At 76.9% G+C, this 19370-nt stretch carries 19 protein-coding genes; 8 read left to right on the top strand and 11 right to left on the bottom strand.

The genetic code is table 11. The features are described 5' to 3' along the window. Positions 1-228: 228 nt before the first annotated feature. The 3 genes from Q0848_RS03915 to lpdA form a co-directional block, all read right to left on the bottom strand. Positions 229-1119 (bottom strand): TIGR01777 family oxidoreductase, encoded by an 891-nt coding sequence (locus Q0848_RS03915; RefSeq protein ID WP_299035082.1) that lies wholly within the window; start codon positions 1117-1119, stop codon positions 229-231. A gap of 115 nt (positions 1120-1234) precedes the next feature. Then, positions 1235-3214 (bottom strand): 2-oxoglutarate dehydrogenase, E2 component, dihydrolipoamide succinyltransferase, encoded by a 1980-nt coding sequence (sucB, locus tag Q0848_RS03910; RefSeq protein ID WP_299035079.1) that lies wholly within the window; start codon positions 3212-3214, stop codon positions 1235-1237. A 66-nt stretch (positions 3215-3280) separates the two neighbouring features. Beyond that, a complete protein-coding gene (gene lpdA / locus Q0848_RS03905) occupies positions 3281-4684 on the bottom strand; it encodes a dihydrolipoyl dehydrogenase (protein ID WP_299035077.1) in 1404 nt (467 codons plus the stop codon). Between the two features lie 275 nt (positions 4685-4959). Here lpdA and Q0848_RS03900 point away from each other — a divergent pair, with 275 nt between their 5' ends. The 3 genes from Q0848_RS03900 to Q0848_RS03890 all read left to right on the top strand — a co-directional run bounded on the left by Q0848_RS03900 (position 4960) and on the right by Q0848_RS03890 (position 6803). After that, the gene (locus tag Q0848_RS03900; protein WP_366146419.1) at positions 4960-5325 is read left to right on the top strand and encodes an oxidoreductase; all 366 of its coding nucleotides are present in this window, start codon (positions 4960-4962) and stop codon (positions 5323-5325) included. Positions 5326-5433: 108 nt separating this feature from the next. Next, on the top strand, positions 5434-6447 hold the full coding sequence (locus Q0848_RS03895; protein ID WP_299035072.1) for a hypothetical protein: 1014 nt from the start codon (positions 5434-5436) through the stop codon (positions 6445-6447). Continuing rightward, positions 6444-6803, top strand: a complete 360-nt coding sequence (locus Q0848_RS03890) for a GntR family transcriptional regulator (protein WP_366146392.1) — start codon at positions 6444-6446, stop codon at positions 6801-6803. Before Q0848_RS03895 ends, Q0848_RS03890 begins: the two co-directional genes overlap by 4 nt. 162 nt (positions 6804-6965) lie before the next feature. On the opposite strand, the gene Q0848_RS03885 is transcribed toward Q0848_RS03890, so the two are convergent. Beyond that, on the bottom strand, positions 6966-8474 hold the full coding sequence (locus tag Q0848_RS03885) for a leucyl aminopeptidase (protein WP_299035069.1): 1509 nt from the start codon (positions 8472-8474) through the stop codon (positions 6966-6968). A 254-nt stretch (positions 8475-8728) separates the two neighbouring features. Between Q0848_RS03885 and gcvT the strand changes: the two genes are divergently transcribed. Continuing rightward, a complete protein-coding gene (gene gcvT, locus Q0848_RS03880) occupies positions 8729-9862 on the top strand; it encodes a glycine cleavage system aminomethyltransferase GcvT (protein ID WP_366146418.1) in 1134 nt (377 codons plus the stop codon). Between the two features lie 207 nt (positions 9863-10069). Here the strand turns inward: gcvT and Q0848_RS03875 are convergent, their stop codons facing one another. From Q0848_RS03875 to Q0848_RS03865, 3 genes are all read right to left on the bottom strand, one after another. Continuing rightward, a complete protein-coding gene (locus Q0848_RS03875) occupies positions 10070-10771 on the bottom strand; it encodes a VIT family protein (protein WP_366146417.1) in 702 nt (233 codons plus the stop codon). Positions 10772-10933: 162 nt separating this feature from the next. Then, the gene (locus Q0848_RS03870; protein ID WP_299035061.1) at positions 10934-11686 is read right to left on the bottom strand and encodes an SCO2322 family protein; all 753 of its coding nucleotides are present in this window, start codon (positions 11684-11686) and stop codon (positions 10934-10936) included. A 205-nt stretch (positions 11687-11891) separates the two neighbouring features. Further along, entirely contained in the window at positions 11892-12821 is a 930-nt protein-coding gene (locus Q0848_RS03865; protein ID WP_299035058.1) for a YihY/virulence factor BrkB family protein, read from the bottom strand. Positions 12822-12932: 111 nt separating this feature from the next. Here Q0848_RS03865 and Q0848_RS03860 point away from each other — a divergent pair, with 111 nt between their 5' ends. Beyond that, entirely contained in the window at positions 12933-13652 is a 720-nt protein-coding gene (locus Q0848_RS03860) for a methyltransferase (protein ID WP_299035055.1), read from the top strand. Here the strand turns inward: Q0848_RS03860 and Q0848_RS03855 are convergent. Genes Q0848_RS03855 through Q0848_RS03840 form a run of 4 tightly spaced genes read right to left on the bottom strand, consistent with a single transcriptional unit; the run spans position 13630 to position 16304 of the window. After that, positions 13630-14424, bottom strand: coding sequence for a nitroreductase family protein (locus Q0848_RS03855; protein ID WP_299035052.1), 795 nt, complete (start codon positions 14422-14424; stop codon positions 13630-13632). The genes Q0848_RS03860 and Q0848_RS03855 overlap by 23 nt on opposite strands. A 39-nt stretch (positions 14425-14463) precedes the next feature. Further along, complete coding sequence (locus Q0848_RS03850; protein WP_299035049.1) at positions 14464-14829, bottom strand: hypothetical protein; 366 nt, start codon at positions 14827-14829, stop codon at positions 14464-14466. Then, the gene (locus Q0848_RS03845) at positions 14826-15692 is read right to left on the bottom strand and encodes a DUF427 domain-containing protein (RefSeq protein WP_299035046.1); all 867 of its coding nucleotides are present in this window, start codon (positions 15690-15692) and stop codon (positions 14826-14828) included. The genes Q0848_RS03850 and Q0848_RS03845 overlap by 4 nt, the downstream gene beginning before the upstream one ends. 42 nt (positions 15693-15734) lie before the next feature. Continuing rightward, the gene (locus Q0848_RS03840; RefSeq protein ID WP_299035043.1) at positions 15735-16304 is read right to left on the bottom strand and encodes a DUF3043 domain-containing protein; all 570 of its coding nucleotides are present in this window, start codon (positions 16302-16304) and stop codon (positions 15735-15737) included. A gap of 197 nt (positions 16305-16501) precedes the next feature. Between Q0848_RS03840 and Q0848_RS03835 the strand changes: the two genes are divergently transcribed. From Q0848_RS03835 to aat, 3 genes are all read left to right on the top strand, one after another. After that, complete coding sequence (locus Q0848_RS03835) at positions 16502-17923, top strand: M20/M25/M40 family metallo-hydrolase (RefSeq protein ID WP_299035041.1); 1422 nt, start codon at positions 16502-16504, stop codon at positions 17921-17923. A gap of 163 nt (positions 17924-18086) precedes the next feature. After that, positions 18087-18476: an iron-sulfur cluster assembly accessory protein gene (locus Q0848_RS03830; protein WP_299035038.1), complete on the top strand. Its 390-nt coding sequence runs from the start codon at positions 18087-18089 to the stop codon at positions 18474-18476. A 109-nt stretch (positions 18477-18585) separates the two neighbouring features. After that, positions 18586-19362: a leucyl/phenylalanyl-tRNA--protein transferase gene (gene aat, locus Q0848_RS03825; protein WP_299035035.1), complete on the top strand. Its 777-nt coding sequence runs from the start codon at positions 18586-18588 to the stop codon at positions 19360-19362. Positions 19363-19370: the final 8 nt, after the last annotated feature.

Here is a 19370-nt window from a genome sequence, read left to right as displayed (position 1 = left end):
ACGACGTGGATGACGTCGCGGAGCAGGGAGCGGAGAGACCTCCGCCGAGCGGACACCATCATGATCCGACGTACGACGCCAGCAGGGGCGGAAGCCGTTATCAACCCGTGATGCCTGATGTCCGACCTTATCCAGTCTTCACCGGACCGTTAATCGGGACATCACGGACGTATCACTCGGCGAAACGGACAATTCTTCTGGCGCTCCGGAGGTGCTCGTGCCGCGGTGTCAGGCGGCGGCGAGCCAGCCGGCCGCGGCGTCCGCGTCGGCGTGCGCGAAGCGGAAGCCGCTCTGCTGCAGGACGGCCGGCAGCACCCGCTGGCTGGCGAGGATCTCGTCGGCGAAGGCGCCCACCGCGACCCGCAGGGCGGCTCGCGGCACGGGCAGCAGCGTGGGGCGTCCGAACGCGCGCCCCAGGGCCCGGGTGAGCTCGGCGTTGCGCACGGGGGCGGGCCCGGTCAGGTCCACGGGTCCTTCGACGTCCGCCGTGAGCAGGTGGACGAGGGCGGACACCTCGTCCTCCAGGGTGATCCAGCTCCACCACTGCCGCCCGTCCCCGAGGGGACCGCCGAGGCCGAGGCGCAGCAGGGGGAGGAGCTTGCCGAACGCCCCGGCGCCGGGAGCCATCACGAGGCCCGTCCGCGCGAAGGCGGTGCGGATGCCGGCGTCCTGCGCCGGTCGGGCGGCGGCCTCCCAGTCGACCACGACGTCGGCGAGGAAGGTCGACCCCGGGGACGACTCCTCGGTGAGGACCTCCTCGCCGCGGTGCCCGTAGACGCCGATCGCCGAGCCCTGCACGAGCACCCGGGGGCGCGGGCTGAGCCGGGCCAGCGCCTCGGCCAGCGTGCGCGTCGGCTCGGTGCGCGAGGAGAGGATCTCCTGCTGGTAGGCGGGGGACCACCGCCGGTCGCCCACCCCGGCACCGGAGAGGTTGACCGCGGCGTCGACGCCGTCCAGCGCGGCGACGTCGAGCTCGCGGCGCGCGGGGTCCCAGCGCACCTCGCCGGGTCCGGAGGGCTCGCGGCGGACGAGCTGGACGACCTCGTGGCCGAGGGCCTCGAGCCGCTCGCGCAGCGCGGTGCCGATCAGCCCGGAGGCGCCGCACACGACGACCTTCATGCGGGCCCGCCTCTCTCGTCGTGGTGCGTCGACCTCGTGCCGGACGAGGAGGTGGTGGGGCCGGGGGCGGTCGCCGCGCGCACGACGCGGCGGCCGCCCCCGGCCTCCTGGGTGGCTACAGGCCGACCTCGGACTCGAAGTCGCCCTCCTCCAGACGAGCCTTCAGCGTCGACAGGAAGCGCGCCGCGTCGGCGCCGTCGACGATCCGGTGGTCGTAGGACAGGGCCAGGTACATCATCGAGCGCACGGCGATCGACTCGCCGCCGTCGCCGTCCGCCACCACGACGGGGCGCTTGACGATCGCGCCCGTGCCGAGGATGGCCACCTGCGGCTGGTTGATGATCGGCGTGTCGAACAGGGCGCCGCGGCTGCCCGTGTTCGTGATGGTGAACGTGCCGCCCGCCAGGTCGTCCGGCGTCACCTTGTTCGTGCGGGTGCGCTCGGCCAGGTCGGCGATCCGCCGGTTGAGGCCCGCGAGGTTGAGGTCACCGGCCTCCTTGATGACGGGCACGAGCAGACCGCGCTCGGTGTCCACGGCGATGCCGAGGTTCTCCTGCGCGTGGTAGACGACCGAGTCGCCGTCGACGCTGGCGTTGACCTGCGGGTAGGCCTTGAGGGCCTCGCAGACCGCCAGGGCGAAGAACGGCATGAAGGACAGCCGGCCGCCCTCGCGCTGCTCGAACGAGGACTTCGCCCGCGAGCGCAGCCGCGCGATGCGGGTGACGTCCACCTCGACCACGCTCGTGAGCTGGGCCGAGACCTGCAGGGACTCGACCATGCGCTGCGCGATGACCTTGCGCAGCCGCGACATCTTCTCGGTCGTGCCGCGCTTGGAGGCGACCGCCTTCGCCGTCTCCTCGGTCTTGCCCTTGACCGAGGATCCCGCCGAGCCGGAGCCGGCGGACGACTGCGGCGGGGCCGTCGCGGCGGGCGCGGCCTCTGGCGCGGAGGTCTCCTGCGGCTCGTCCTGCGGCTGCTGCGCCTTCTCGGCGGCGTCGAGGACGTCCTGCTTGCGCAGGCGCCCGCCGACACCGGTGCCCGTGAGGGTCGAGACGTCGACGCCGTGCTGCTGGGCCAGCTTGCGCACCAGCGGCGTGACGTAGCCGCTGCCGCTGGAGCCGCCGGTGGTGTCACCGGCCGACGACGTCGTCGCCTTCTGGGGCTGCGCCGTGCCGGTGGGCACCTGCGGCTCCGGCGAGGTGTAGGAGTCCGTGTCCTGCTCGGGCTCGGTCTCCCCGGCCGGCGGGGCCTCGGCGTCGCCGCTGTCGTCGGCGCCGGAGCCGCGGGAGGCCGTCTTGCGCTCGGCGTCCTCGACGGCCGCCTCGCGGGAGTCGGCCTCGTCGCCCAGGTCGCCCGCGTCGTCGGCGTCGCCGGGCGGCGGCGAGGCGGCCTCGGGAGCGCTGCCCGCGCCCTCGTCGGCGCCCTGGTCCGCGGTGGCCCCGGAACCGCCCTGGGAGGAGCCGCCGACGATCGCCAGCTCGGCGCCGACCTCGACCGTCTCGTCCTCGCCCACGAGGATCTTGGTGATGGTGCCCGCCACGGGCGAGGGGACCTCGGTGTCGACCTTGTCGGTGGAGACCTCGAGCAGGGGCTCGTCGACCTCGATGGTGTCGCCCTCGCTCTTGAGCCAGCGCGTGACGGTGCCCTCGGTGACGCTCTCGCCGAGGGCGGGCATCACGACGGGCGTGCCCTGGCCCTCGTCGTCGCTCCCGCCGCCGCTCTGCGCCGGCGCGGAGGACTCGCCGCCCGAAGAGGGCTCCTCCTCCTGGTCCTGCTGGGGCTCCGGCTCCGGCTCCGGCTCGGCCTCGGCCTTCCCGCCGGACTCCTCCTGGTCCCCGCCCTCGTCGCCGCCGCCCTCGCCGTCGCCGATGACCGCGAGGTCGGCGCCGACCTCCACGGTCTCGTCCTCCTCGACGAGGATCTTCTGCAGGGTGCCGGCGAAGGGGGACGGCACCTCGGTGTCGACCTTGTCGGTGGACACCTCGAGCAGGGGCTCGTCGACCTCGACGGCGTCGCCGACCGACTTGAGCCAGCGCGTGACGGTGCCCTCCGTGACGCTCTCGCCGAGGGCGGGCATCTGCACGGACTGGGACATGGGGTCTCCTCGTTCCTCTGGGGTCGGGCGGGCGCGGCGGGCATGCCCCGGAGGGCTGCCCGGCCCTCAGCTGTGGCTGTGCAGCGGCTTCCCGGCGAGGGCCAGGTGCGCCTCGCCGAGCGACTCGTTCTGGGTCGGGTGCGCGTGCACGAGGGAGGCGACCTCCTCGGGGAAGGCCTCCCAGTTCACGATGAGCTGGGCCTCGCCGACCTGCTCGCCCATGCGGTCCCCGACGGCGACGAACCCGACGACGGGGCCGTCCTTCTCGCGCACGAGCTTGACGAAGCCCGCGGTGCCGAGGATCTGGCTCTTGCCGTTGCCGCCGAGGTTGTACTCGAGGACCTCGACCGCGTCGTCGCCGTAGAGCTCGCGAGCCTGGCGCTCGGTGAGGCCCACGGAGGCGATCTCGGGGGTGGAGTACGTCACGCGCGGGATCATCGCGTCCACGACCGGGGCCGGCTGCTGGCCCGCGATCTCCTCGGCGACGAAGATGCCCTGCGCGAAGCCCCGGTGCGCCAGCTGCAGCCCGGGGACGATGTCGCCCACCGCGTAGACGTTCCCGCCCTGGCCCGTCTCGAGGCCCGTGCGCAGCCGCTCGTCGGTGATGACGAAGCCGCGGTCGAGGGTGACGCCGGCCTCCGCGAAGCCCAGTCCGTCGGTGGACGGGCCGCGGCCGACGGCGACCAGCATGAGGTCGGCGTCGAAGGTCTTGCCGTCCTCGAGCTCGACGTGCACGCCGCTGTCGTCCTGGGTCACGCCCTTGAAGCGGACACCGGTGGAGAAGCCGATCTTGCGCTTGCGGAAGGCGCGCTCGAGGGCCTTCGACGCGGCCTCGTCCTCGGCGGCGACCAGCCGGGGGAGGGCCTCGACGATCGTCACGTCGACCCCGAAGGACTTCCAGACGCTCGCGAACTCGCAGCCGATGACGCCGCCGCCGAGCACGATCGCCTTCTCGGGCACCGAGTCGAGGCGGATGGCCTGCTCGCTGGTGATGACCCGGCCGCCGATCTCGAGGCCCGGGAGGCTCTTGGAGTAGGAGCCGGTGGCGAGCACGACGTTCTTGCCGCGGTAGCGGGTGCCGTCGACCTCGACGGCGTCGGGGGCCACGAGGCGGCCCTCGCCCTCGACCATCGTGACCTCGTGGGCCTTCACCAGGCCCTGGAGGCCCTTGTGCAGGCGGCTGACGATGCCGTCCTTGTACTTGTTGACCCCGGCCATGTCGATGCCCTGGAGCTCGGCCTTCACGCCGAAGGTCTCGGCGTGGCGGGCGGAGTCGGCGACCTCGGCCGCGTGCAGGAGGGCCTTGGTGGGGATGCAGCCGCGGTGCAGGCACGTGCCGCCCAGCTCGGCCTTCTCGACCAGGCAGACCGACAGGCCCAGCTCGGCAGCGCGGAACGCCACGGAGTAGCCGCCGCTCCCACCCCCGAGCACGACGACGTCGTAGACGGTGTCTGCGGGGGACTCGGGCACGCGTGGCTCCTGGGGTCGCGGGACGTCTGTCCGCCCCCGTCCCGCCGGACGGTCCGTCCGCGGCACCGGGGCTGCGCCCATCCTGGCACTACCCCGGGCGCGCGCGGCAACCGGACGCGGCCGGGACGGCGCGCGCCCCGCGTCCGGGAGCGCGCGGCGCCGCGCCGGGCGGGACCTCGCCCCGGCCTCCTGCCCGTGCTCGAGGTCTGCCCGCGCGGGGCGCGGCTACCGTGGCCCCGCGGCGGGTGCCCACCCGCGCGCGGACGGAGGTCGGCATGGCGTGGTGGTCGCGGCTCCTCGGTCGTCGGGGGAGCGCTCCGCGCGCCGGCTCCAGCGACCCCTCCCCCCGCGCGGAGCGCGGCGAGTCGTCCGCCCACCTGGCGGAGTTCGCCCGCACGAAGGTCGGCGTCGAGGCCTACCTCGAGCCCGCGACGAACGACACCGGCCTGACGCTCCTGCTCATCACCACCGACGGCGAGTGGACGCGGCGCCGCGTCCCCGACGCGGCGACGGCGAGGCGCTTCGCCCAGGACCTGGCCATGCCGTTCTACGACGTCAACTTCACCGGCTACCCCCAGCGCATGCGCGACTACAACGCCCGCCAGCGCGCGGCCGAGAAGGCGCGACGCCGCCGGCCCTGACGCGCGCTCGTGCTCGAGCAGCAGTTCGTACCAGATATTGTGCTTGACCCCTGGTACAGATCTCGTTACGTTCGTCGGGTCCCGTCCACCACGGCCCCGGGGGTCTCCGTGCTCGTCGTCTGGTCCGTCGTCGTCGTCGCCCTGGGCGCGACGCTCGTGCACCACCTCCTCGCCGGCCGCCGACCGGGCTGGCGCCGTCGCAGGGTCGAGCGGCTGGGCCTGGTGGCGCGCCTGCCCGGCACGGCGGCGTCCGCGGGCGGGCTCCTCCCGGACGCGCTGGTCGAGCGAGTGGGGCTGCGGCTGGCCCGCCGGCAGGCGGGGGCGAGCGCCGGCGCCCTCGTCGGCGCGCTCCTGACGCTGGTGCTCCTCGCGCGGGGGAGTGACCTCGACCGGCGCGGAGCCGTCGTGGAGGGCTCGGCGTCCACCTTCCCCGAGTTCGCGGTCGACCTCTCGCTCCTGCCGCTGCTGGGGGTCTTCCTCGTGCTGGTCGGGCAGGCCGCGGGCGCCCTGGTCGTCGTGGCCCGGGAGGCGCTGGCCCCGCCGGTCGAGGGGGCGCGACGCCTGGCGCGCCCGACGTCGCCCGTGCTGGCCGACTACGTCCCGCGTCTGGACACCGCCGTCGTCCGACTGCTGAGCCTGGCGCCGCTCGTGGTGGTGCTCGCACTGGGGGCCGCCTCCCTCGCGCTGCCGCGGGTCCTTCCGCGCGGGTACGCCACCCTGGTGGTGTTCGCCGGCGTGGCCGCGGCCGCGTGGCTGGTCACCGAGTGGCTCTGCCGGCGCGTGCTGGCCCGGCGCCAGCCCGCGGGGAGCTCGCTCGAGCTCGCCTGGGACGACGTCCTGCGGGCGAGGGCGCTGCGCGACCTCGTGCCGCTGCCCCTGATGCTCGCCGCGTTCGCGTGCGGCCTCACCCCGTTCGCCGTGCTCGGGGGCGAGCCCGGGCGGGGTCTCCTGGCCGCCGGGGCGGCGTTCGGCACCGTCCTCGTGCTCCTGGGTCTGCTCCTGACCCTGCTCGTCTCCCTGGTGGTGCAGCCCTCGGAGCGCTACGTGCGCGCCCGGCTGTGGCCGCTGCCGGCCGACCCCGCGGGAGCCGACCCGGCCATGGCCACCTCGGTGGCGCCGTGAGCCTCCTCGTCGTCGACGGCGACTCGCCCGTCCCGCCGTTCGAGCAGCTGCGCGCCCAGGTGGTCGCGGCCGTGGAGGCCGGTGAGCTGGCGCCCGGGGAGCGGCTGCCCCCCGTGCGGCGGCTGGCCGGCGACCTCGGCATCGCCCCGGGGACGGTCGCGCGGGCCTACAAGGAGCTCGAGCAGGACGGCGTCGTCGAGACGCGCGGCCGAGGCGGCACGGTCATCGCGGCGGGGACCAGCGCGGAGGCCGAGGCGGTCGCCGCCGCCAGCGCCTACGCCGACCGCGTCCGGCGCCTGGGGCTGGACGGCGAGCGGGCGCTGGCGCTGGTGCGGGCGGCGCTCGCCGGGGGGTGAGGACGGCGGCGCGCCTGCGCCGCCGACACCGCCGCACGGCGTCTCCTGCGGCCGAGACCGACGAACGGCGCGCTCCCCGCGGTGGGAGCGCGCCGTTCGTCGGTCTCGAGCCCCTCGGCACCGGTGCTGCAGCGGGGGCCGGGGCTCGGTCCTGGTGGTCGCTCAGCGCTTGCCGGCGTCCTCGAGCACCTGGAGGAGCGTGCGGACGGCGACGCCCGTGCCGCCCTTGCCCGTGTAGCCCCACGGCTTGCCCTCGTTGAAGGCCGGGCCGGCGATGTCCAGGTGCGCCCACGGGATCCGGGGGCTGCCCTCGCCGCCGGTGCGGCCCACGAACTCGCGCAGGAAGAGGCCGGCGACGAGCATCCCGCCGAAGCGCTCGCCCATGTTGGCGATGTCGGCGACGGGGGAGTCCATGCTGGCGCGCAGCTCCTCGGGCAGCGGCATCGGCCAGAACTGCTCGCCGGAGCGCTCGGCGGCCGCGACGACGCGCTGGCCGACCTGGAGGTCGTCAGCCATGACGGCCGAGACGCGCGAGCCCAGGGCGACCATCTGGGCGCCCGTCAGGGTCGCGACGTCGAGCAGCAGGTCGGGCTGGGCCTCGCACGCCGCGACGATGCCGTCGGCGAGGACCAGGCGGCCCTCGGCGTCGGTGTTGAGGACCTCCACGGTCCGCCCGCCGTAGGTGGTGATGACGTCGGAGGGGCGCATCGCGCCGCCGGAGGGCATGTTCTCCGCCAGGCACAGCCAGCCGGTGACCTCGACGGGGAGCTTCAGGCGCGCGGCGGCGACGACGGTCTGCAGCACGGCGGCGGCGCCGCCCATGTCGCACTTCATGGTCTCCATCGAGGCGGCGGGCTTGATGGACAGGCCGCCGGAGTCGAAGGTGATGCCCTTGCCGACGAGCGCGACCTTGGCGGCGGCGCCCCGAGGCGACCACGTGACGCTCACCAGGCGGGGGCCGCGCGTCGAGCCCTTGCCGACGCCCGTCAGGCCGCCGTAGCCGCCCTTGGCGAGCGCGACGTCGTCGAGGACCTTGACCTTCAGGCCGTGCTCCTTGCCCGCGGCGACGGCGATGTCGGCGAAGGACTCGGGGTAGAGGTCCACCGGCGGCGCGTTGACGAGGTCCCTGGTCGCGGCCACCGCGTCGGCGACGACGCGGGCGCGCTCGACGCCGGCCCGCAGCTCCTTGTCGCGGGGCGAGGCGGTCAGCAGCACGACCTCCCCGACGGGGGCCTTCTGCGCCGCCGAGGTGCGCTGCTTGTAGGTCGAGTAGGCGTAGGCGCCGAGCAGGGCGCCCTCCACCGCGGCGACGGCGTCGTCGAGGTCGGCCGCGGGCAGGCCGAGGGCGAGCACGGGCAGCCCCGCGCACGAGCGGGCCGCCGCGCCGGCGGCGCGCCGCAGCGCCTCGGGCGCGGGACGGTCGCCGTCCACGCGGCCGACGCCCGTCAGGACCAGGACGTCCGCCGAGGCGCCGCCCGCGGAGGCGACCTTCACGACCTCGTCCGCCGCGCCGGAGACGCCCAGGGAGGACAGGGCGGCGGGCAGCCACCGCAGGGCCCGGGGGAGGTCGGCGAGCAGGCGGGGGCCGTCGTCGGTGGAGGCGACGGCGAGGACGACGGCGTCCGCCGTCACCGACGCCACGTCCTTGTTCTGGAGGTTCACGGTGGTCATCTGGGCAGGCTACCGACGCGCCGGCGGCCCGCGACCGGCGTCGCCCCGCGGCGGCGGGCGGCCCGCGGCGTCCGAGCCGCTCGCTAGGGTCACGGGCCGTGAGCACCGGAACCGGCCCGACCGCCCACGACCCCGTCTCCCCGGGCTCGCCCTCGGGGGACCCCGCGCGCGCCCGGGTCGAGGACCCGCGCACCGCGGAGCACGGGGCGGCGGCGGACCGCGCGGGCGAGCGGGCGGTCGCGGAGGCCGGCGCCGTGCGCGCCGAGGCGGCCGACGAGCTCGTCGTCGCACCGGGGGCCGCCCGCGGGCCGCTGCACGACCGGCACGTGGCCGCCGGGGCGAAGATGGCCGACTTCGGCGGCTGGTCCATGCCGCTCGAGCACGCCGGCGGGGGAGTGGTCGCCGAGCACCGCGCCGTGCGCGACGCCGTGGGGCTCTTCGACGTCAGCCACCTCGGGAAGGTGCGCGTCCGCGGGCCGGGGGCGGCGGCCCTCGTGGACCGGTGCCTGACCAACGACCTGGGGCGCATCGCTCCCGGTCGCGCGCAGTACACGCTGTGCTGCGACTCCGGCGGCGGCGTCGTGGACGACCTCATCGCCTACCTGCGCGGTGACGACGAGGTCTTCACCGTCCCCAACGCCGCCAACGCCGGCGAGGTCGCCTCCCGGCTGCGCGAGGCCGCGCCCGCCGGCGTCGAGGTGCTCGACGAGCACCGCGAGCACGCGGTCCTCGCCGTCCAGGGGCCCGAGGCGGACGGCGTGCTCCACGCGCTCGGCCTGCCGGTGGGCGCCGACTACATGGGCTGGGTCGACGCCTCCTGGCGCGGCCGGCCCGTCGTCGTCTGCCGCACGGGCTACACGGGGGAGCGCGGCTACGAGCTCCTGCCCCGCTGGGAGGACGCGGGCGACCTGTGGGACGCGGCGCTCGAGCAGGTGCGGGCCCGGGACGGGCGCGCCTGCGGCCTCGGGGCGCGAGACACCCTGCGCACGGAGATGGGCTACGCCTTGCACGGCCACGAGCTCACCCCCGACATCACCCCGGTGCAGGCGCGCGTCGGCTGGGCCGTCGGGTGGGGCAAGCCGGAGTTCTGGGGGCGCGAGGCCCTGCTGGCCGAGCGGGAGAGCGGCCCCGCGCGGCGCGCCTGGGGGCTGCTGGCCGAGGGCCGGGGCGTGCTGCGCGCGGGCCTGCCCGTGCTGTCGGCCGACGGCGATGCGCTGGGCTCCACGACCTCGGGCACCTTCTCGCCGACGCTGGGCGCCGGCATCGCCCTGGCCCTGCTGGACGCCTCGGTGGAGCGCGACGACGTGGTCGCGGTCGACGTGCGCGGCCGCAGCCTGCGCTGCCGGGTCGTCCGCCCGCCGTTCGTGCCCGACCGCACGCGGGCCTGAGCCCCGCGGCGGGAGCCGGCGCCGAGGCGCCCGGTCCACCCGGGGGCGCCGCCGGGGAGGTGAAGGAGGCGTCTGCTTCGCGGGGAGGGGCGCCGGGGGCGTGAAGGAGGCGTCTGCTTCGCGTGGAGAGGCGCCCGCGAGGTGGAGGAGGCGTCTCCTTCGCGGGGGAGGGGCCCGTCTTCGCCGGGGAACCATCCGCCGGCGGGCTCAGAGGCCCGCCGCGCTGCCCACGAGACTGCCGATCGCGTGGGTCGCGGCCATCGCGAGGGCCCCTCCGACGACCAGGCGCACGACCGCCGGGAGCACCGCCGACCGGCCGAGCCGGGCGCTGACGGCGCCCGTGAGGGCCAGGGCGAGCAGGACCGCGACGACCGTCACCGGCACGCGCGCGTCCGGCGGCGGGAGGAGCACGGAGACCAGGGGCAGCAGGGCTCCCGCCGTGAAGGCGAGGGCGGAGGCGCCGGCGGCCTGCCACGGGCGGCTCAGCTCGTCCGGGTCGAGGCCCAGCTCGGCGTCGACGTGGGCGGCGAACGCGTCGTGCTCGGTGAGCTCGGCGGCCACCCGGCGAGCCGTCGCGGGGCTCAGGCCCTTGCCCTCGTAGAGGGCGGCGAGCTCGGCGAGCTCCGCCTCGGGGTCGGCCTCGAGCTCGCGTCGCTCCGTCGCCAGCAGCGCCGCCTCGCCGTCGCGCTGGGTGCTCACCGAGACGTACTCGCCCAGGGCCATGGAGACGGCGCCGGCCACCAGCCCGGCGACGCCGGCGGTCAGCAGCGGCCCCTGCTCGACCGTGGCGCCCGCGACGCCCACGACCAGCCCCGCCGTCGAGACGATGCCGTCGTTCGCCCCGAGGACGCCCGCGCGCAGCCAGCCCAGGCGCCCGGGGCCCCGCCCGTGCGGCTCGCCCTCGTGCAGCGCGGCGCGCGGCGCCGCCCCCGCGGGCGGTGCCCCCGACGGCTCCGCGCTGCTGTCCCGCTCGTCCTCGCCCTGCGCCCCGGCCCGTGCCACCTGCTCATGCTGACGCGCCCCGGGGCCCCGCCGCAGCCGAGGTGAGCCTCTGCTGCGTGCCCGCGGGGATCAGCGGGGACGACCCCGCACGCGCCGCAGGAGCGCCAGGCCCCCGGCGGCGAGCCCGGCCGCGAGCGCGAGGGCGACGACCAGCGCGCCCACCAGGCCGACAGGCCCGGCGAGGAGGTCCTCGCCGGCCTCGGCGGCCGGGGCGTCCTGGACGGGTCCGGCGCTCGCGGGCGCAGGTGCCCCCACGGCGATCTCGACGGGCTGGTCCGCCGCCCGGGCGGCGTCGGGCAGGGGCACCTCGGGCTGGCAGACCTCCGCCGGGTAGCCGTCGACGGCGCAGAGCACCCCCGCCTCGGCGCGCAGCGTCGCGACCTCGTCGAGCACCACCTCGCCGGAGGAGCCCTCGGGCACCTGCGCGCAGGCGCCGCGCGGCGCCGGGGGCTCCCCCTGCGCACCGGGAGGGGCGTCGACGGGGCGGCCGTAGTCGAGCACGACGCCCACGCGCACCCGGCCGTCCGCGGCGGGCACCTCGCCGCACAGGTCCTCGAAGGAGGCCAGCCCGCGCGGCGGCCGCGGTCGGGCGCCCGCGGCCGCGGTCGCGAAGCGCCAGCCCTCGACGGACCCGTCCTCGGCCGTCCGGGCACTGGGCCCCACCGGGGCGAAGGACCACGCGCCGTCCTCGGCGAGGAAGGAGCCCCAGTACGCCACCGCCTCGGGAGCTGCCGTCGCGGTCGTGGTCGCAGCGGCGACGGCTGCCGCCGGGGCGCCGGACGCCGCGGGCAGGAGGAGCCCCAGCGCACCGGCCGCCCCCACCCACGCGCGCCGCCGTCGAGCCCGGTGCCGCGGCCCCTGCTCGCCCGCGCGCCGTCGGTCGTCTCGGCGTCGGCGGTCGCTCGTCGCGTCGCGGCTGGCCAGGGTCCTCAGCGCTCCTCGTGGGCCGGTGGTGCGGGCGTCGTCCGGGTCGGCGTCGTCCGGGGTCGGGGCGGTCCGGGTCGGGCCCCACGGTAGGCGTCGGCCCTCAGGCGACGTCCGAGCGGGCCCCGTGCTCGACGCCCGCGCGCACCGCCTCGAGCTGGGCGGCGACGGCGATGCCGAGGTAGATGGCCACGGAGGTCAGCTGACCCCACAGCAGCAGGGCGACGACCACGGCCAGGGGCCCGTACACGGTCGTGAAGCTCGAGGACGCCTCCACGTACTCGACGACGCCCGCGGTCAGGGCCGACCACAGGACGAGGACGAGCAGGCCCCCGAGCGCCAGCCACGACCACCCGGGCTGCACGCGCCGCGGGGCGTGCCGCAGCATCGCCGTCACCGAGGCCACGAGCAGGAGCGCGCCCACCGGCACGGCCACGGCCGCGACGACCTCGTCGGGCAGGCCGTAGACGTCCTCGACGGCGTCCCCGGCCGGGGACGACCCGACGAGCAGGAGGAAGCCGGCGAGGGTGGGCAGGCCCGCCGCGACCGCCATCACCGAGGCGCGCGCGTAGCGCTGGAGGAAGGGCCTGTCGCGCTCGATGCCGTAGATGCGGTTGGCGCCGCGCTCGACCTGCGCCATGGCCGTGGCGAGGACGACGAGGGCGGACGCGAGGCCGATCCACAGCGCGACGCGGGCGCCGCTGGTGGGCGGCATGTCGAGCGTGGCGGTGACCAGCTCCTGGGAGACGCCCGGGGTCAGGCCCACCACCACGGCCTGCAGCACCTCGCCGACGTCCTCCCCGGGGATCGAGCCGGCGAGCCCGACGAGGGCGACGACGAGCGGCACGGCCGCCAGGCAGATCTGCAGCCCGAGGGCGCGGGAGTGGGAGAAGCCGTCGGCGTACCGGAAGCGGCGGAACGCCTCGACCGGGAACGCGAGGCCGCAGCCGCGCAGGGTCCGCCACGCGTCGTCGGCCTCGGGCTCGTCGCCCTCCTGCAGCGAGGTCTCGGGCACGTGCGTGGCGGTGCTCATGCGCGGGAGCCTGGCAGCACTCGCGGTGCTCTCCCGCCACGAGCCCGCGAGGAGCACCCGCTCGGGGGGCCGCGGCGCGCAGGGGGCGCCCGCGGCGACCACGATGGGGTGGTGACGCCGGAGGAGCTCGTGCGCGCGGAGGCCCGCCCGGCGCCCGTCCCGCTGGTCCCCGAGGTCGTGCTGCCCGTGGTCGCGGACGTCATGGCCCTGTGGGAGCGCACCGAGGAGCGGGCGGGCGCCCCGCAGCAGCCGCCGTTCTGGGGCTCGCCGTGGGCCGGCGGGCAGGCCCTCGCCCGCACCGTCCTCGACGAGCCGGCCCTCGTGCGGGGACGCCGCGTCGTCGACGTCGCCTGCGGCTCGGGCCTGGTCGCCGTCGCCGCGGCCCTCGCGGGCGCCGCGCACGTGCGGGCCCTGGACCTGGACCCGCTCGCCGTGGCGGCCGCACGGTGGTCGGCGGACCTCAACGGCGTCGACCTCGACGTCCGCGCGGTCGACGTGCTCGAGGGCCCCGCCGGCGCGGTGCCGGCCGCCCTCGCGGGGGCCGACGTCGTCCTCGTCGGCGACCTCTTCTACGAGCGGGCGACGGCGGAGCGGGTGCTGCCCCTGCTGCAGCTGCTCGCCGGGCGGGGGGCCGCGGTCCTCGTGGGCGACCCCGGTCGGGCGCACCTGCCGGTGGCCGCGCTCGAGGAGGTCGCCCGCCACGAGGTGCCGGTGGTCGGCGGGCTCGAGGACCGCGCGGTGCGCTCGAGCGCCGTCCTGCGCCTGCGCTCCGCGGAGCAGGCGGCCCCCGCGCTCAGGGCGCCCGCGCTCAGGCCTCGGGCTCGTCGCTGAGCGGCGTGGCGCAGGTGCCCCGGTAGACGTACTGCGACAGCCGCTTGCGCTGCCGGCTGGACCAGTCGATCTTCGGTCGCCGCGCCTCCTCCGGCACGTAGCCGAGGCGGTAGACCGCCATCAGCTCGAGGTCGTCGGGCACCTCGAGCATCTGCTGGATCTCCGCCCAGGCCTCGGGCACCTCCATGGGGAAGGAGACGAACTGGATGCCCATGCCCAGCTCCACCGTGGTCAGCCAGATGTTCTCCACGGCCGCGCCCATGCCGAACGTCGAGTAGAAGCCCGAGAGCTCGCCGGGGCGGTACTCCGTCTTGTCCAGCAGCACGGCCAGGAGCAGCGGCGAGCCGGCCACGAGCTGGCGGTTCTGCTCGGACAGGGTCTGCGGCACGCGCAGGCGGTTCATCATCGACTGGCCGCTGCTCGTGAAGACGGCCCGGGTGAAGGGCCGCAGCACGGCCGGCAGCTGGTCGATGAGCATGCCGTCGCGCCGGCGCTCCATCTCCTCCTCGGAGAAGCGGAAGTACGGCTTGTACCGCTCGAAGAACGTGCCGTTGGAGAGCATCAGCGCCATCGAGCTCGCGCTGATCTCCGCCACCCGCTCGATCACCGGGCGCTCCTCGACCAGGACGAAGCGCCACGGCTGGCTGTTGAAGTGCGACGGGGCCGCGCCCGCGACGGTCATCAGCAGCCGCTGGTGCTCCGGGGAGACCGGGTCGGGCAGGAAGTGGCCGTTGGTCGTGCGGCGGTTGCGGACGACGTCCAGGAACTCCACGGGTCAGGGCCTTCCGTGCTCGGGTGGTGGGAGGAGGGGTCAGCGCTCGGCGGCGCGCTCGCGGGCGACCGCGCGCACCGCGAGGACGTAGCCGGGGGCGGCCGCGGCGGCCAGCGCGACGTGCGCCCGGGAGGGGGCCCGCACGCGCGGCAGGACGGCCAGCGGCAGCAGGGCCGGGGCGAGGGCCAGGGCCGCGCGGCTGCCGGAGGCCGCCCCGGCGGCGACCGCGCCCACGGCCCCGACCACCACGGCCCCGTAGAGCGCGTGGTGCACCCAGTGGGCGCGCGAGGTGTCGACCAGGCGCAGCCCGACGGCCGTCCCCAGGGCGCAGTTGGCCGCGTACAGCGCGGCGGCGCCCGTGACGGCCGCCCGGGCCGCGCGCCGGCGCGCGGAGGAGCGGCTCACGACGGCGCGGGCGTCCCGTCGAGCAGCACCTCGACGCCGTCCCCGGCGAAGCACAGGTGCCCGGCGACCGCCCGGGCGCCGTCGAGCGGCTCCGGGTAGGTCCAGGCCACGTCCTCGACCCGGCGGGCGCCGGCTCCCTCCTGGTCGGCGGGGGCCTCGACGACGGCCGTGCGGTAGCTCGCCACGCCCTTGTAGGGGCACTGCGTCGTCGTGGCGGAGGGCTCGAGCGCGTCGGTGGCGACGTCGGCCTCCGGCACGTACCAGCGCACGGGCAGGCCCGTCTCGGCCAGCGCCACCGCGCGGCTCGTGCGGGCCAGGACGAGCGGCTCGGCCCCCTCCCGGGCCAGCCGCACCTCGACCGAGGCGGTGCTGCGGCGGGTGTCGACGCGGTGGAACGGGTCGCGGGGGTGGCCGAGCAGCTCCTCGTCCTCCTCGTACCAGGCGTCGAGGCGCTCGAAGGGGACCGCGAGCAGGCCCCGCAGGCCCGAGATCTCCGGGTGCGGGTCCTCGTAGCCCCAGACGAGGTCCTCCTCCACGCGGTCGCCCACCCGGGCCGTCCAGTAGGAGGCCTCGCCCTTGAAGGGGCACGTCGTCGTCGTGGCGGTCCGCTGCAGCAGGTCGGTGCGCACGTCCTGCGCCGGCACGTACCACTGCGGCAGCAGACCGGTCTCGTGGAGCAGGCGCGCGCGCCGCGTGTCCAGCACCACCTCGCCGGCGAGGAGGCCGCGCACGCGCAGCGGCGCGTCGTGCAGGAAGAGCAGGTGCGCCGGCGACGCGGGCAGCGGGACGTTCAGCTGACCCGGGGCGCCGCCCGTGCCCGGTGTCGGGCGGGAGAGGGGACCGCCGCCGAGGGTGAGGGACATGCCGCGGACGCTACGGGACGGCGCGGACGACCCGCCCGGCGCTCAGCGCGGCGACTGGCCGTGACCCACCTGGGGCTTGGGCAGGCGGCTGCGCCGGATCTGCAGCGCCCGCATGACGCCGTAGCGCACCGAGCCGTGCGGGACGTCGTCGCCGAAGCGCGCCGCGAGGCGCTTCTTCAGGTGCCGGTTGAGCACGAAGCTGTCGATGACGACGGCGAGCACGACGAACCACAGCGAGAGGGTCGCGTAGAGGCCCAGCTGCGGCGGCAGGACGAAGGTCACCAGCACGAGGGCCAGCGCGGCGAAGAGCAGGTACTCGCCCACGTTGCGCCGGGCGTCGACGAGGTCGCGGACGTAGCGCTTCGCGGGGCCCTTGTCGCGGGCCGGGAGGTAGCGCTCGTCCCCGGAGTCCATGGCGACGCGGGTGCGCATCCGCTCCTCGCGCAGGCGCTCGCGGGACGCCTTCGCCGCGGCCTTGCGGTCGGTGACCACCAGGGGGCGCTTGCGAGCCGCCTGCGCCTGGCTGCGGCGCGGCGTCGGGCGCCCCTTGCCGACCACCAGGGGGGCGACCTCCTCGAGCGGGGGCAGCGGGGCCTTCTTGCGTCCGAGCACGAGGTCGAGGATAGGCGCACCCGGCTGCGGCCCTCCGCCCCCGACCGCTGCGGACGGCGGGGCCGCGCGCCCGGCGCCGCCCGCCCCGGGCCTCGCGGGCGCCCGCTGCCGTCGGGGGCGCTCCTGCGACGCACGGCGTCGTCACGTCGCCCCGGGCCGCCGCCGTCCGGGCCCCGGCCCTCGGTAGCGTCCGGCGCATGGCCGCCCCCGACGTCCCCGCGCCCGACGACCACCCGCAGGTGCGGGTCCTGCGCGAGCGGGTGCGGGCGCTGCTGCCCGCGGCGCGCGCCGACCTCGAGGCCCTCGTGCGGATCCCCGGCGTCTCCGCCTCGCCGGAGGCCGCCGGGGCGCTGGAGGACAGCGCGCGAGCGGTCGCGGACCTGCTGCGCGAGGCGGGGATGCCCGAGGTCGAGGTGCTGCGGGCGCGCTGCGCCGACGGCTCGCCCGGGGCTCCCGCCGTGCTGGCCCGTCGTCCCGCGCCCGAGGGCGCCCCGACCGTGCTCCTCTACGCCCACCACGACGTGCAGCCGCCGGGGCGCGCGCAGGAGTGGACCTCGCCGGCCTTCGAGCCCGTCGAGCGGGACGGGCGCCTGTTCGGCCGCGGGACCGCGGACGACAAGGCCGGGGTGATGGCCCACGTCACGGCGCTGAGGGCCCTCCTGCCGGCGTGGGGACCCACCGGCGGCGTCGGCGTCACCGTGCTCGTCGAGGGGGAGGAGGAGTCCGGCTCGCCCTCGCTGCCCGACCTGCTGGCCACCACCGGCGACCGGCTCGCCGCGGACGTCGTCGTCGTCGCGGACTCCGACAACTGGTCGGTGGACCACCCGTCGCTCACCACGAGCCTGCGAGGGCTCCTCGAGCTGGAGGTGGGTGTCCGCACGCTCGACCACCCGCTGCACTCCGGGATCTACGGGGGCGTCGTCCCCGACGCCACGACCGCCCTCACGGTCCTGCTCGCCCGCTTGTGGGACGACGCGGGCGACCTCGCCGTCGCGGGGCTGGTGCGCTCCGAGGCGGCGGAGCTGCCCCGCACGGAGGAGGAGCTGCGGGCCGACGCGGGCCTCCTCGACGGCGTGCAGCTGGTCGGGCGCGGCTCGCTGCTCTCGCGCACCTGGACGCGTCCGTCGGCGACCGTCGTCGCGACCGACGCGGTGCCGATGGCCGACGCCAGCAACACCCTCGCCGCCTCCGCGCGGGCCAAGCTCTCGGTGCGCCTCGCGCCGGGCCAGGACGTCGAGGACGCCGAGCGCCTCGTCACCGAGCACCTGCGGGCGACCGTCCCCTTCGGCGCCCACCTCGAGGTCAGCCGCCTCGGGTCCGGGCGGCCGTTCGACGGCGCCGCGGGCCCCGGCGGCTCCGCCGCCGTCCTCGAGGCGGCGGACTGGGCGCTTTCGACCGCCTGGGACGGGTCGCCCGTCGCCCACCAGGGCATGGGCGGGTCCATCCCGGTCGTGGCCGAGCTCCTCGACGTCCTGCCCGGCGCGACCGTCCTGGTCACGGGCGTGGAGGACCCCGACACCCGCGCCCACGGCGTCGACGAGTCCCTCTCCCTGCGGGTGCTCGAGGGCGCCTGCACCGCGGAGGCGCTCCTGCTCGCCCGGCTGGCCGGGGACCTCTAGCCCGGCGGCCGGGGACGTCGGTCACGTGAGTGCGCGCCCCCCGGGCGACGTACGCTCGTCCCGTCGGAACAGACCGGCGGCCGGTGCGGTTCGTCCCGGCGGGAGAAGTCCCACCGTCAGCTCGAGACCACGGCGCCCCGGCGCCCGCAGTGCGGAGGCACACATGAGCACGCAGACCTCGGATGCCACCACGACGTCGGCCGAGCCCGCCGCGGCGCCCGCGAAGACCCACGGCGTGGAGATGAGCACGCCGGCGATCGAGAAGGTGCGCAGCCTGCTCGACCAGGAGGGCCGCGTGGACCTGCGCCTGCGCGTCGCCGTCCAGCCCGGTGGCTGCTCCGGCCTGATCTACCAGCTCTACTTCGACGAGCGCACGCTGGACGGCGACGCCCTGCGCGACTACGACGGCGTCGAGGTCGTGGTGGACAAGATGAGCGTCCCCTACCTCGACGGGGCCACGATCGACTTCGCGGACACGATCGAGAAGCAGGGCTTCACGATCGACAACCCCAACGCCGGCAGCTCCTGCGCCTGCGGCGACTCCTTCAGCTGATCCGCCGGCTGGTCGTCGTGGTCACCGCGCAGGCGGGCCGCGGCGCCGGCACCACGAGAGCCGCCGTCCCCCCCGGGGGCGGCGGCTCTCGTCGTCCGCGGGGGAGGGCGTGAGCCCCGCGAGGCGCCCCGCGGGCCGGCGCTCGCGCGAGCGCCAGCCCGCGGGCGCCCCGGGGGAGCGGGCGGCGCGCGGCCGCTCGGGCTGGGCGCAGCCGTTCGCCGCCGCGCTGGCCGGCGCGGACCCCGGCGAGGACCTCGTGGCCACCGGCGCGGACCTGGAGCCCGAGACGCTCCTGGACGCCTACGCCCTGGGCCTGTTCCCCATGGGGCTCGGCGGCGAGGGTCGTCCGCCGCTGGGCTGGTGGTCGCCGGACCCGCGCGGGGTCCTCCCGCTCGACGGCTTCCACGAGTCCCGCTCGCTGCGCCGCTCGCGGCGCGCGCTCACCGCGACGGTGGACGAGGCCTTCGCCGACGTGGTCGACGGGTGCGCGGACCCGGGCCGCTCGGGCCGGTGGATCACCCCGGAGGTGCGCGGGGCCTACCTGCGGCTGCACGAGCGGGGGCACGCCCGCAGCGTCGAGGTCCGCGACGCCTCGGGGGCGCTCGTCGGCGGCCTCTACGGGGTCCTGCTGGGCGGCCTCTTCGCGGGGGAGTCGATGTTCTCGCGGGCCCCGGACGCCTCGAAGGCGGCGCTGGCGGCCCTGGTGGACCTCCTGCGCGACGACGGGGCGGACGGCGCGGGGCGCCTGCTCGACGTCCAGTGGCGCACCGAGCACCTCGCCTCCCTCGGCGTCGTCGAGATCCCGCGCGCGGAGTACCTGCGGCGCCTGGGCGCAGCCCTCGAGCTGCCGGCGCCGCCCGGGCTGGGCGGGCCCCGGCGCGGCTGATCCCGGCG

Source organism: uncultured Pseudokineococcus sp. (genome assembly GCF_947495735.1).
GTDB lineage: Bacteria > Actinomycetota > Actinomycetes > Actinomycetales > Quadrisphaeraceae > Pseudokineococcus.
The sequence above is the reverse complement of the archived record's forward strand: the minus strand, read 5'-3'. Positions and strand labels throughout refer to the sequence as shown.

Excerpts from the sequence above, each read along its gene's own strand:
- Q0848_RS03865 (WP_299035058.1), bottom strand. The coding sequence starts at position 12,821 with ATGAGCACCGCCACGCACGTGCCCGAGACCTCGCTGCAGGAGGGCGAC.
- Q0848_RS03885 (WP_299035069.1), bottom strand. The coding sequence starts at position 8,474 with ATGACCACCGTGAACCTCCAGAACAAGGACGTGGCGTCGGTGACGGCG.
- Q0848_RS03830 (WP_299035038.1), top strand. The coding sequence starts at position 18,087 with ATGAGCACGCAGACCTCGGATGCCACCACGACGTCGGCCGAGCCCGCC.
- Q0848_RS03845 (WP_299035046.1), bottom strand. The coding sequence starts at position 15,692 with ATGTCCCTCACCCTCGGCGGCGGTCCCCTCTCCCGCCCGACACCGGGC.
- sucB (WP_299035079.1), bottom strand. The coding sequence starts at position 3,214 with ATGTCCCAGTCCGTGCAGATGCCCGCCCTCGGCGAGAGCGTCACGGAG.
- Q0848_RS03900 (WP_366146419.1), top strand. The coding sequence starts at position 4,960 with ATGGCGTGGTGGTCGCGGCTCCTCGGTCGTCGGGGGAGCGCTCCGCGC.
- Q0848_RS03835 (WP_299035041.1), top strand. The coding sequence starts at position 16,502 with ATGGCCGCCCCCGACGTCCCCGCGCCCGACGACCACCCGCAGGTGCGG.
- Q0848_RS03915 (WP_299035082.1), bottom strand. The coding sequence starts at position 1,119 with ATGAAGGTCGTCGTGTGCGGCGCCTCCGGGCTGATCGGCACCGCGCTG.